This window comes from Pseudomonas koreensis, from assembly GCF_025447595.1.
In the GTDB taxonomy this organism is placed as follows: domain Bacteria; phylum Pseudomonadota; class Gammaproteobacteria; order Pseudomonadales; family Pseudomonadaceae; genus Aquipseudomonas; species Aquipseudomonas koreensis_H.
Window position 1 is genome coordinate 192917 of record NZ_JAOEJU010000006.1, and the last position, 11799, is coordinate 204715.

At 62.0% G+C, this 11799-nt stretch carries 12 protein-coding genes; 5 read left to right on the plus strand and 7 right to left on the minus strand.

Features of this window, described 5'->3' with window-relative positions; translation table 11 throughout:
• Positions 1 to 26: 26 nt before the first annotated feature.
• On the minus strand, positions 27 to 818 hold the full coding sequence (locus N8H71_RS10930; RefSeq protein WP_262193992.1) for a YfaP family protein: 792 nt from the start codon (positions 816 to 818) through the stop codon (positions 27 to 29).
• 276 nt (positions 819 to 1094) lie between these two features.
• Between N8H71_RS10930 and N8H71_RS10935 the strand changes: the two genes are divergently transcribed.
• From N8H71_RS10935 to N8H71_RS10955, 5 genes are all read left to right on the plus strand, one after another.
• Positions 1095 to 2240, plus strand: a complete 1146-nt coding sequence (locus N8H71_RS10935) for a Fic family protein (RefSeq protein ID WP_262193993.1) — start codon at positions 1095 to 1097, stop codon at positions 2238 to 2240.
• A 79-nt stretch (positions 2241 to 2319) separates the two neighbouring features.
• Positions 2320 to 2562: an exodeoxyribonuclease VII small subunit gene (locus N8H71_RS10940; protein ID WP_007894317.1), complete on the plus strand. Its 243-nt coding sequence runs from the start codon at positions 2320 to 2322 to the stop codon at positions 2560 to 2562.
• A complete protein-coding gene (ispA, locus tag N8H71_RS10945; protein ID WP_064599720.1) occupies positions 2559 to 3446 on the plus strand; it encodes a (2E,6E)-farnesyl diphosphate synthase in 888 nt (295 codons plus the stop codon). The genes N8H71_RS10940 and ispA overlap by 4 nt, the downstream gene beginning before the upstream one ends.
• A gap of 91 nt (positions 3447 to 3537) precedes the next feature.
• Positions 3538 to 5436, plus strand: coding sequence for a 1-deoxy-D-xylulose-5-phosphate synthase (gene dxs, locus N8H71_RS10950; RefSeq protein WP_262193995.1), 1899 nt, complete (start codon positions 3538 to 3540; stop codon positions 5434 to 5436).
• Between the two features lie 164 nt (positions 5437 to 5600).
• Positions 5601 to 7484: a TonB-dependent receptor domain-containing protein gene (locus N8H71_RS10955; protein WP_262193996.1), complete on the plus strand. Its 1884-nt coding sequence runs from the start codon at positions 5601 to 5603 to the stop codon at positions 7482 to 7484.
• Positions 7485 to 7592: 108 nt separating this feature from the next.
• On the opposite strand, the gene N8H71_RS10960 is transcribed toward N8H71_RS10955, so the two are convergent.
• From N8H71_RS10960 to thiL, 6 genes are all read right to left on the minus strand, one after another.
• On the minus strand, positions 7593 to 8393 hold the full coding sequence (locus tag N8H71_RS10960) for a cobalamin-binding protein (protein ID WP_262193997.1): 801 nt from the start codon (positions 8391 to 8393) through the stop codon (positions 7593 to 7595).
• Positions 8393 to 8812: an MFS transporter gene (locus N8H71_RS10965; protein ID WP_262193998.1), complete on the minus strand. Its 420-nt coding sequence runs from the start codon at positions 8810 to 8812 to the stop codon at positions 8393 to 8395. The genes N8H71_RS10960 and N8H71_RS10965 overlap by 1 nt, the downstream gene beginning before the upstream one ends.
• The gene (gene ribA / locus N8H71_RS10970; RefSeq protein WP_007955551.1) at positions 8809 to 9426 is read right to left on the minus strand and encodes a GTP cyclohydrolase II; all 618 of its coding nucleotides are present in this window, start codon (positions 9424 to 9426) and stop codon (positions 8809 to 8811) included. Before ribA ends, N8H71_RS10965 begins: the two co-directional genes overlap by 4 nt.
• Positions 9427 to 9559: 133 nt before the next feature.
• Positions 9560 to 10285 carry a substrate-binding periplasmic protein gene (locus N8H71_RS10975; protein WP_262193999.1) on the minus strand — a complete coding sequence of 242 codons (726 nt, stop codon included), beginning with the start codon at positions 10283 to 10285 and terminating at the stop codon, positions 9560 to 9562.
• A gap of 29 nt (positions 10286 to 10314) precedes the next feature.
• Complete coding sequence (locus N8H71_RS10980; RefSeq protein WP_007910933.1) at positions 10315 to 10818, minus strand: phosphatidylglycerophosphatase A family protein; 504 nt, start codon at positions 10816 to 10818, stop codon at positions 10315 to 10317.
• Positions 10815 to 11780, minus strand: coding sequence for a thiamine-phosphate kinase (gene thiL / locus N8H71_RS10985; protein WP_262194000.1), 966 nt, complete (start codon positions 11778 to 11780; stop codon positions 10815 to 10817). Before thiL ends, N8H71_RS10980 begins: the two co-directional genes overlap by 4 nt.
• Positions 11781 to 11799: the final 19 nt, after the last annotated feature.

The window sequence follows — 11799 nt, forward strand, 5'->3', positions numbered from 1 at the left end:
ACCCGAGTTCATCCGTGGCGGGATGCTTAATAGTTGAAAGTCTTGACCAGCAGCAGATCACCGATGGCCCGCAGGGGCACGATGAACGTTTCGCGTTTTTCGTCGATGGTGTTTTCGTTGAGCACCAGCGTGATTTGCGAGGTGATGACCTCGTTCTGGTTGCCGGTCTCCTCGAAGTTATAGCCGCCGTTACCGAAGTTGCCCCAATAGTTGACGTAAACCAGATAGGTGCCGTGCAGCGGCGCCGTCATGGTGAACATTTCCGGGCCGGGGCCATCGACGCCGTCGGGGTCGAGGCCGCCGCCGTTGCTCATCGCCGGGCGCGCCCAAAAGGCGTGCTGGCCGTCAGGCGTAATGACGTGCAGGTCGAGTTCGGCTTTAGGATCGTCCCAGCCGAGCACCACGCGAATCCGCGCCGGCGTGCGCAAATTGTTGGCTTCGTAGAATTGAACGCGCTTGAGCGACTGGCCGTCGGCGCTGATCACCTCGACGCTGTTGGAACCGGCGCCAAACGCGTACGGCCGGGCGAAACGGCCCTGGTCGTCGGTGTACAGATTCAGTGGATTGCCATTCACCGCCAGGCTGTGCGGCGGCCGTAGATGCCCGATGGCCTTGAGCTGGCCCTGGATCATCGTGCGATTGCGCTGGATGCCGCGATCAATGGGCGGCGTGGGATAGGCGACTTGCGGGTTTTCCGTGCGATCGAGCAGCCCGTGATAGCGCCACCCACCCACCGGCTCCGACAGCTCCGCGCTCGGCGCCGCCAGCAGCGCGGGCGCGCAGGCCAGGCCGATCAGCAGCAAAAGAAGTGAACGCATGTGATGCCTCCTGCCATGCCTGACGAAACCTTGCACCCGATCCTCGGTACTTCACAGCGCTGAAAACTGCGTTTCGTCTGAAAGACCCGTGACTGTCGGGTCGTAGAAGGCGCGAAGGTTAGCGATTCGGCAGTTTTTTAACAATCGGATACATGTGGATTTGCGGTGGGAATCACGGCGTCCAGTGGACGGTGAGCCGAATAGGCGTCATATTCGGCTCACTAAATGAGCCGAATAGCGTTTCCAATCGGCTCACGCACTCAGGAACAGCAATAAATGGCGACTCACTGGATCTGGCAGCAACCTGATTGGCCCGACTTCAACTGGCAGGCGGAACGCCTGTCACCGTTGTTGCGCGAGTGTGTTCAGGCACAAGGTCAATTGATGGGCATGGCGGGATCGGTGAGCCATTCACTGAGTGCGCAGACAGAGCTGGATGCTTTGCTGCAAAACATCGTGACCTCCTCGGCCATCGAGGGTGAGCAGTTGAATGTCGGATCCGTGCGCTCTTCATTGGCTCGACGTCTGGGGCTGGAATTACCGGATGGCGACAAAGTCAGCAAGCGCAGCGAGGGTCTCGCGCAACTGATGCTCGATGCTACTCAACGTTTTGCCGAACCGCTGACGCTGGAACGATTGCTGGAATGGCACTCATGGCTGTTTCCAGAACAGGAGAGTGGTTTCCTTTCGCGAGCAATCAATGTCGGCGCTCTACGCGGCGATGAGCCAATGCATGTGGTTTCCGGGCGAATCGACCGCCCGACCGTGCACTTCGAGGCCCCACCGCGACAGGGGCTTGAACGACAACTGGACAGTTTTCTCAAGTGGTTCGACGCCAGTCAGCATCAGGCAGGCCTCGATCCTTTACTGCGAGCAGGCATCGCACATTTCTGGTTCGTCACCTTGCACCCGTTCGATGACGGCAACGGCCGTCTGACCCGCACTCTCACCGATCTGGCACTGGCTCAGGGCGAAGCGCAGGCCATTCGTTTTTATGCGATGTCCGCCAGCATTCTCGATGATCGTGCGGGCTATTACCGGACTCTCGAATCCAGCCAGAAAGCCACGCTGGACATCACCGACTGGCTCGCATGGTTCCTGCAAACCCTGCTGCGCAGCCTGCAACAGGCCATTGCGCGGATTGAAGGCGTTCTGGGCAAGTCACGCTTCTGGCAAACGCATCGGGAATCCGAGCTGTCGGTAGAGCAGATCAAAGTGCTCAACCGCCTGCTCGACGGTGGTGAACGCGGTTTCGAGCACGGTATCAGTGCGGCGCAGTATCAGGCCGTGGCGAAAGTCTCCAAGGCCACGGCGACCCGACATCTGGCGGAGCTGCTGGAAAAGGGTTGTCTCGAACGCCTGCCCGGCGGTGGGCGCAGTACGCGCTATCAGATCAGTTTTCCAGGCAAATCCGCGGGCTAATCCAGGCGCCGCTCATTTGCCCATACCCCCCCTATCTGCTAGTGTCGCGCCGGTTTAACGTCAACCGGAATTAGCCGCCATGGCCCGCAAAAAAGCTGCACTGGATTTCGAACAGTCCCTCGCCGACCTGCAAACGCTGGTGGAGCGTCTGGAGAACGGTGAATTGTCGCTGGAAGACTCGCTGACCGCTTTCGAGCAGGGCATCGGCCTGACCCGTGACTGCCAGGCGGCGCTGGCCCAGGCCGAGCAGAAGGTCCAGGTGTTGCTGGAGCGCGATGGCGAACTCGCCGAGGAACCCTTCGACGCGGATCAGCCAGAATGATTGCAGCGTATTCGGCCACCAGCCAGGCGCGGGTCAACGCGGCACTGGAAACCCTGTTCAACGCCCCGCTGCCAGAACTGGCGCGCCTCTATGAAGCCATGCGCTACAGCGTGATGAACGGCGGCAAACGCGTGCGTCCATTGCTGGCCTACGCCGCGTGCGAAGCCCTTGGCGGCAAGGCTGAACAGGCCAACGGCGCGGCGTGTGCAGTTGAGCTGATCCACGCGTATTCGCTGGTGCACGACGATTTGCCAGCCATGGACGACGACGATCTGCGTCGCGGCCAGCCGACCACCCACAAGAAATTCGACGAAGCTTGCGCGATTCTGGCCGGTGACGGCTTGCAGAGCCTGGCATTCAGCGCCCTGCTCGACCCGCGCCTGAGCGACCTGAGCGCGGACATCCGCCTGCAGCAGGTTACAGCGCTGGCGCACGCGGCGGGCCCGGCCGGCATGGTCGGCGGTCAGGCCATCGACCTCGGTTCGGTTGGCCTCAAGCTCGACCAGAAAGCCCTGGAACAGATGCACCGGCACAAGACCGGCGCGCTGATCGAAGTCAGCGTCAAGCTCGGCGCCCTGGCCAGCGGCCGTGCCGAGAAGGATGAACTCAAGTCCCTGCAGACTTATGCACAGGCCATCGGTCTGGCATTCCAGGTCCAGGACGACATCCTCGACGTCGAAAGCGATACCGAAACCCTCGGCAAACGCCAGGGCGCCGACATCGCCCGCGACAAGCCGACCTACCCGGCGCTGCTCGGTCTGGACGCCGCCAAGGCCTATGCGCTGGAACTGCGCGATCAGGCCCTGCACGCGCTGCGACCGTTTGACGCGGCTGCCGAGCCGTTGCGCGATCTGGCCCGGTATATCGTCGATCGGCGTAACTGAAGGCTAATCAGCCAAAAAAGACCAACGCGTGGGCAGGGGGCGATGCATCAGGTAAACTGCCGCATCTTTTATACCTATAACGATTCGCCTGATGCCCACGACGTTTCATGAGATTCCCCGCAAGCGCCCGACCACGCCCCTGCTCGACCGCGCGAACACGCCGGACGGCCTGCGCCGGTTAGGCGAAGCCGAGCTGGAAACCCTGGCTGATGAGTTGCGCCTGGAATTGCTCTACACGGTCGGCCAGACCGGTGGGCATTTCGGTGCCGGCCTGGGCGTCATCGAGCTGACCATCGCGTTGCATTACGTCTTCGACACCCCGGACGATCGTCTGGTGTGGGACGTTGGTCATCAGGCCTATCCGCACAAGATCCTCACCGGTCGTCGCGAGCGCATGGAAACCCTGCGCCAGAAGGACGGTATCGCGGCCTTTCCGCGCCGTTCCGAGAGCGAGTACGACACCTTCGGCGTCGGCCACTCCAGCACCTCGATCAGCGCCGCGCTGGGCATGGCCATCGCCGCCCGCCTGCAGAACAGTGATCGCAAGGCGATTGCGGTGATCGGCGACGGTGCTCTGACCGCCGGTATGGCGTTCGAGGCGCTGAACCACGCACCGGAAGTCGACGCCAACATGCTGGTGATCCTCAACGACAACGACATGTCGATCTCGCGCAACGTCGGCGGTCTGTCGAACTATCTGGCGAAGATCCTTTCCAGCCGCACTTACGCGAGCATGCGTGAAGGCAGCAAGAAAGTGCTGTCACGCCTGCCCGGCGCCTGGGAAATCGCCCGTCGCACCGAAGAATACGCCAAAGGCATGCTGGTCCCCGGCACCCTGTTCGAAGAATTGGGCTGGAACTACATCGGCCCGATCGACGGCCACGACCTGCCGACCCTGATCGCCACCCTGCGCAACATGCGCGATCTGAAAGGCCCGCAATTCCTGCACATCGTCACCAAGAAGGGCAAAGGCTTCGCACCGGCGGAAGTCGACCCGATCGGTTACCACGCCATCACCAAACTTGAACCGCTGGACGCCCCGGCCGCTGCGCCGAAAAAGGCCGGCGGGCCAAAGTATTCCGGCGTGTTCGGTGAGTGGCTGTGCGACATGGCTGCTGCCGACCCGCGCCTGGTGGGCATTACCCCGGCGATGAAGGAAGGCTCGGACCTGGTGGCGTTCAGCGAACGTTTCCCGCTGCGCTACTTCGACGTGGCAATTGCCGAGCAACACGCCGTGACCCTCGCGGCCGGCATGGCCTGCGAAGGCGCGAAACCGGTGGTTGCGATCTACTCGACATTCCTGCAACGCGGTTACGACCAGTTGGTGCATGACGTCGCAGTGCAGAACCTCGACGTGCTGTTCGCCATCGACCGCGCCGGTCTGGTGGGCGAAGACGGCCCGACCCACGCCGGCAGTTTCGACCTGTCGTTCCTGCGCTGCATCCCGGGCATGGTCATCATGACCCCGAGCGACGAAAACGAACTGCGCAAGATGCTCACCACCGGCCACCTGTACAACGGCCCGGCGGCAGTGCGTTACCCGCGCGGCACCGGCCCGAACGCGACCATCGAGAAAGACCTCGAACCGATCGAGATCGGCAAGGGTGTGGTGCGTCGTCAGGGCAGCAAGGTCGCCCTGCTGGTCTTCGGCGTGCAAATGGCCGAAGCCCTGAAAGTCGCCGAGACACTGGACGCGACCGTGGTCGACATGCGTTTCGTCAAACCGATGGACGAAGCGCTGGTGCGCGAAATTGCCAACAGCCACGAGTTGCTGGTGACCATCGAAGAGAACGCGATCATGGGCGGCGCCGGTGGCGCGGTCAGCGAATTCCTCGCCCGCGAGAACATCCTCAAGTCGGTGCTGCACCTGGGCTTGCCGGACGTTTACGTCGAGCACGCCAAGCCGGCGCAGATGCTGGCCGAGTGCGGGCTGGATGAAGTGGGGATCGAAGCGGCGGTGCGTGAGCGCCTGGAGTTGCTTAACCGCTAAACGCCAGACCTGTGAATAACCCTGTGGGAGCGAGCTTGCTCGCGAAGACGGACAGTCAGTCGACTCATTCTTGACTGACACACCGCATTCGCGAGCAAGCTCGCTCCCACAGTGGTTTGTGCACCTTTCAAAATTCAATTCGCTTTATGTACCAACGGACTCCGATGAACCTCTTGCGCCTCGCCCTGCCCCTCCTGCTGCTGCCCTCCGCCAACGCCCTGGCCGACACCTTCGAACGCGATCAGGCCCTGAAGCTGCCGGACGTGCTGATCAGCGCCAACCGCCAGGTCGAAGCGCGCAACGACAGCAGCGCCGCCAACACCGTGTTCACACGCGAAGACATCGAGCGCCTGCAACCTCGTAGCGTCACCGATCTGCTGCAACGGGTGCCGGGCGTGCAAGTGGCGCAAACCGGCGGACGCGGCAGCCTCCCGGGGATCTACATTCGTGGAACGCAATCGGCGCAAAGCCTGGTGCTGGTCGACGGTCAGCGCATCGGCAACTCCACCTCCGGCGACAGCAACCTGCAACACCTCAACATCGAGCAGATCGAGCGCGTGGAAGTGCTGCGTGGTTCACGCTCGGTGATCTACGGTAGCGATGCGATTGGCGGAGTGATTCAGATCTTCACCCGGCGCGGCGGCGAACAAGGCTTGCAGCCTCGAATGCATGTCGGATTCGGCAGCAACCAGACCTGGGAGCGCAGCGTCGGCCTGTCCGGAGGCGATGAGAAAACCCGCTTCAACCTCGGCGCCAGTCTTGATGAAACCGCCGGCCTCGACCGTACCCACGAGTCATACCCCAGCGACAGCGACCACGACGCCTATCGCAATAAATCCATCAGCCTGAGCCTCAGCCATGCGCTGACCGATGACATCGAAGTCGGCGCCAACCTGCTGGATAACCGCGGCAAAAGCGAGTTCGACAACCCGTTCGGCCGCTTCGACCCGGTGACCTTCGACTCAGTGCAGCAGCAACCGTACAGCGATTTCACCGTCAGCAGTTTCAGCAGCTACATCGACGCGCGGATCAACGAGCGCTGGAAGTCGCGGCTGGAACTCGGCCATAGCGAAAACCGCGAGAAGTCCTTCGACAAGCTCAGCGACGAACGCTCGGTATTCAACACCTACCGTGATTCGGTGACCTGGCAGAACGACCTGACCCTCGATGCGCGCAAAAGTCTGATCCTTGGCGGCGACTGGTACGAAGACCGGATCAACAGCAGCACCGCGTTCGACGAAGACAGCCGCTGGAACCGCGCAGCCTTCATCCAGCATCGCTTCCAGGCCGACAGTTTCTCCACCGAACTCGGCCTGCGCCGTGACGACAACCAGCAGTTCGGCGGCCAGAACAGCTGGAGCGGCACGCTGACGTTGCCGGTCAACCCGGACAACGATCTGCTGCTCAGCTACAGCGAGGGCTTCCGCGCGCCGACCTTCAACGATCTGTATTACCCGGACTTCAGCAACCCCGACCTTAAACCGGAAACCTCGAAAAGCTACGAGCTGCAATGGCGCAGCCAGTTGAGCGACAGCACTCGTCTGGAGGCCTCGCTGTACCGGACCGATCTGGAAGACGCGATCATCTTCGGCAGCAACTCACGCCCGGAAAACGTCGCTTCGGCGCGAATCAACGGCTTCGAAGCAGCGTTGAAACAGGAGCTGTTCGGCTGGCAGAGCAACCTCGGCGTGGCGATCATCGATCCCCGCGACCGCGACACCGGCCACACTTTGGCGCGGCGTGCACGGCGGACATTGAGCTGGGATCTGGATCGACAGTTCGATCGCCTTGGCCTCGGCGCCAGTTGGCAGGCTGTCAGCAGCAGTTACGACGACCTGAAAAATCAGCAGCCATTGGGTGGCTACGCGTTGCTCGGTTTGCGCAGCAGTTGGGCTCTGAACCACGAGATCAAGCTGGATTTCAAGGTCGATAACCTGCTGGACAAGGGTTACAGCCGGGCGTTGTACAGCCATGACGGCAGCCAGTATGGCTATCGCGAGGAAGGTCGGGCGTTCATGTTCGGCGTGACCTGGACGCCGCAGCTCTGATCCAGAATTTTCGCTGCCTTGACAGGCCTCATCGCGAGCAAGCTCGCTCCCACAGGTTTAGCGTGATCCCTGTGGGAGCGAGCTTGCTCGCGAATAAACGCCGAGGTCTCAGCGATCCGGCGCGATCAGGTGGCAAAGCCTGGCTGTGGCGTCGATCATCTGTCCGCTCGGGCGCTCAAGGCCTTTATCGGTGACCAGCAGCAACTGCCGATGCTTCACCGCTGTCACCTGTGGCCAAACGCTCCACGCATCCAATTGCGGCTGATCACCGGCCAGAATGACTTCGGGATCACGCTGTAAAACAGCTTCGATGCTCACTTGCGGTGCCGGCAGCGTCAGGTCGGAAAACACATTACGCGCGCCGCACACCTCAATCGCATCGCTGATGATCTGCCCGCCACCGATGGTGTACAGCGGTTTGTCCCAGACTTGATAGAACACCCGCAGCGGCGTTTCGCGTCGGTAGCGCTGGCGCAGCTCATTGAGGTTGCGCCGCAGCTCGGCCGCCCGCTCAACCCCGCGCTCCGGACGACCAAGCTGTGTCGCGATGGCTTCAATCTGCGCGGTCAGCTGGTCGAGACTGTGGGGCTCGGCAACAAAAGTCGGGATGTTCAAACGCTTGAGCTGATCACGCTGGGCCGGGCCGACACTGCCGGGCCATAACAGCAACAAGTCAGGTTTGAGGCTGAGCAGCCGTTCCATGTCGAGCTGGCCATAACGGCCCACTGAAGGCACGTCCTTGATCGCGGATGGCCGCTCACCGGCATCCAGCACGCCCACCAACAGATTGGCCGAATCCAGTTCAACGACAATTTCAGACAGGGATGGCGCGAGGCTGACCACTCGCAAAGCGGCCAGGGTTTCGCTGCTGACGGCCAGCAACAAAATCGCCAGCCAGAAAGGGCGCATCAACCGAGTTGACGCGGGATACGGTAAAGGTAGAACAGCACCGCTGTGGACAGCGCCAGCAACATCAGCGGCACGGCCTCCAGGCCGACGAACACCGCCAGTGCGCCAATCCACGCCGGTAACCCTGCTGCAAGAAACGCCGTGCGACGACGAGCCGCAAGGGCAATCCAGGCTGCGGGTTCTTCTGGGGTATCGAGAGCTTTTTGCGTGGCGATCAGGGCATGTTTGTAGCGACCGAAGAACTTCAGACTGACAAACATCGAGGCCACACCGGCAATGAACAACGGCATCGCCAGTACCGGCATGATCGATTCACTCTCGCCGAACACAGCATTGAGGACGAACAGCGGCACCAGCGCCAGCGCCAGGTACTTCCACCAGGCGACCGACAGACGGCGCCGCACTTGCCCGCGGGTCACGCCCGGTCTACCTCGCCCTGATGCTCGTTACCCATCATGTGGTCGAGCTTGCTGGCCTTGGTCGCCAGATAGAGTTTGTTGTGCGGATTGTGGCCGGTGTGCAGCGGCACGCGCTCGGCGACGACGATGCCCATGTCGGTCAAGGCTTTGACCTTGCGCGGGTTGTTGGTCATCAGGCGCAGGGATTTGACGCCCAGATGCTCGAGCATCGGCAGGCACATCGCGTAGTCACGCTGGTCGGCGGCAAAACCCAGACGCTCGTTGGCTTCAACGGTGTCGGCGCCGCCGTCCTGCAATTCGTAGGCACGGATCTTGTTCAAAAGGCCGATGCCACGGCCTTCCTGACGCAGGTACAGCAACACGCCACGGCCTTCGCGAGCGATGGCTTTGAGGGCGCCTTCGAGTTGCGAACCGCAGTCGCAACGCTGGCTGAACAAGGCATCGCCGGTCAGGCATTCGGAGTGCAGACGGCCGAGTACCGGGGCACCGTCGGCAATCTCACCCAGGCTCAGCACAACGTGCTCGCGGCCGGTGGCTTCATCGAGAAAACCGTGCATGGTGAATTGCGCAAAAGGCGTTGGCAGCTTGGAAGCGGCGACAAAAACGACAGGCACCGGTGTGCTCCTGATCTGAAAAGTCTGAAGATTCGCTGGGCGGCATTGTAACAGCAGGTTCCCGCAGGCGCTTAGGCTGAATTATCGGCCATAACGATCAAAAACTTTGATAACAGGCTCGCCCTTATCGCGTTCATTCGAAGGGATACGGTTGCTTCCAGCGTTCGAAGATCGGCTTCAACTCGCCGCTTTTCACCAGTTGCTCCATGCGCTGGTCGTAGATCGACATCAGTGCTCGGGCTTGTGGGGTGTCGGCGAAACCGAGGTACAGCGGCAATTCCGCCAGATGCGAGTAACGGTATTGCGACGGATCGGCGGCGTTTCTCACCACTGCTTCGATTTCCGTCAGCGCATCGATGTAGTAATCCGCCCGCCCCTGCTTGAGCATCGACAGGATCCCGGTGCGGCGCTCGATCTGGTTGAAGCGTTTGACGTTCGGCAGGTAGGTTTCGTAGCGATAGCCGCGTACCCAGGCCAGTCGGTACTTGCCCAGCGTCGCCTGGGTCGGCGGTGGATTGCTGGCCAGGCCGAGCGCGTAGATGTGATCGGAATCGAAATTCCATTTCGGGTACAACACCTGCTCGGCTTCACCGCGATAGGAACCGACCAGTGCATCGACCTCCTTCAACTGCACCAGTCCTACCGAACGGGTGTAAGGCACGGTCCGGATATCGAGGGTCACGCCGGCCGGCTCGAACACTTTGCGCAACACGTCCCAGCCCAGACCATGACCATCGGCGGCGGTGTAGTCTTCCCAGTCCTCACTGGCCAGATGAATGACCGACGGCGGGGCGTCCTGTGCCTGCGCCGTAGCGCCGAGCAAGGTCAAAAAGAATATCGCCAACCAGCGTCGAGCCATCCCTGATCCCCTTATCTACGCCTTTGAACTCAGGCGAAAATCCACACCAGCCCTTGCATCGCCAGCCAGGCGAACACGCCGGCCAGCACGTCGTCGAGCATGATGCCGACGCCGCCGTGAACATGCCGGTCGATCCACCGGATCGGCCACGGCTTGAGGATGTCGAAAAAGCGGAACACCAGGAACCCGGCAAGCAACCAGTACCAGCCTTCCGGCACCAGCCACAGGGTGATCCACATCCCGACCATTTCGTCCCAGACGATGCCTTCGTGGTCGTGCACCCGCAGATCGTCGGCGACCTTGCCGCACAGCCAGAAGCCGAACAGCATGGTGATCCCGAGCATCAGCCAGTAACCCCAGTCGGGCAGCATCTGCCACAACGGAATGAAGGGTAGCGCAACTAACGAACCCCAGGTGCCCGGCGCCTTGGGCAAGGTGCCCGAGCCGAAGCCGAACGCCAGGAAATGCCAGGGATTGCGCCAGACCGACGGCGGAACGAATTCGGCCGGAACCTGTTTCGGGTGATCTGTCACGGTGACTCCTGAAAATGTTGATAACCGCGGATTTGCGGGGTGATGTCGTGCCCGTCGCGATCCAGCAGCACCACGCCCTGTCCCTGTGTCACGCGGCCGATCACATGGATCGGCCAGCCATCGGCAAGCAGCGCCGGCAACTCGACGGATGGCAAGGTGAAGGCCAGCACGTAATCATCCCCACCGCTCAACGCCGCACGTTCGGCGCCGCGCTGACCGAGGAACGCCACCAATGCATCCGACAGCGGTACACGCTCACGCTCGACTTCGAGGCGAACCTTCGAAGCCAGTGCGATGTGACCGCAATCGGCGAGCAAGCCATCGGAGATGTCCAGCGCCGAAGTGGCCTTGCCACGCAGGGCCTGACCGAGCGCGAGTTGCGGTTGCGGCGACCAGTAATGATCGAGCAGCGGTTGGGCGACCTGAGGCTCGGCATCACGCTGGCCCAGCACCAGCGGCAAGGCCCCGGCGGCATTGCCCAGTTCGCCGCCGACACACAGCAGATCGCCCGGCTGTGCGCCGCTGCGGGTCAGCGCCTTGCCGGCCGGGACGCGGCCAAACACAGTGACGGTCAGGCTCAACGGCCCGCGCGTCGTATCGCCGCCGACCAGCGCCACGCCGCAGCCCTGCGCCATGCGGTTCAAACCGCGGGCATAGGCTTGCAGCCAATCGGCGGTCACCGTCGGCAGAGTCAGGGCAAGGGTAAAGGCAACGGGCGTGGCGCCCATGGCAGCAAGATCGCTGACCGCCACGGCCAGCGAGCGCTGACCGAGCAGAAACGGATCGCAGGGATCGGCGAAATGCACGCCGGCCACCAGCGTATCGGTGGAAACCGCCAGCTGTTCCCCGGAAGGAACCGCCAGCAAGGCGCAGTCGTCGCCGATCCCCAGTGCAACGCCCTCGCCGCCCTGCGCACAAGGCGCGGCGGCGCAGAAATTGCGGATCAGCTCAAACTCGCCCATGGCCGAAAAAAAGTATTCA

Coding starts and splice junctions, on each gene's coding strand:
- N8H71_RS10975 (WP_262193999.1), bottom strand. CDS start 10,285: ATGGCTCGACGCTGGTTGGCGATATTCTTTTTGACCTTGCTCGGCGCT.
- N8H71_RS10960 (WP_262193997.1), bottom strand. CDS start 8,393: ATGCGCCCTTTCTGGCTGGCGATTTTGTTGCTGGCCGTCAGCAGCGAA.
- N8H71_RS10930 (WP_262193992.1), bottom strand. CDS start 818: ATGCGTTCACTTCTTTTGCTGCTGATCGGCCTGGCCTGCGCGCCCGCG.
- thiL (WP_262194000.1), bottom strand. CDS start 11,780: ATGGGCGAGTTTGAGCTGATCCGCAATTTCTGCGCCGCCGCGCCTTGT.
- ispA (WP_064599720.1), top strand. CDS start 2,559: ATGATTGCAGCGTATTCGGCCACCAGCCAGGCGCGGGTCAACGCGGCA.
- N8H71_RS10935 (WP_262193993.1), top strand. CDS start 1,095: ATGGCGACTCACTGGATCTGGCAGCAACCTGATTGGCCCGACTTCAAC.
- N8H71_RS10940 (WP_007894317.1), top strand. CDS start 2,320: ATGGCCCGCAAAAAAGCTGCACTGGATTTCGAACAGTCCCTCGCCGAC.
- N8H71_RS10955 (WP_262193996.1), top strand. CDS start 5,601: ATGAACCTCTTGCGCCTCGCCCTGCCCCTCCTGCTGCTGCCCTCCGCC.
- dxs (WP_262193995.1), top strand. CDS start 3,538: ATGCCCACGACGTTTCATGAGATTCCCCGCAAGCGCCCGACCACGCCC.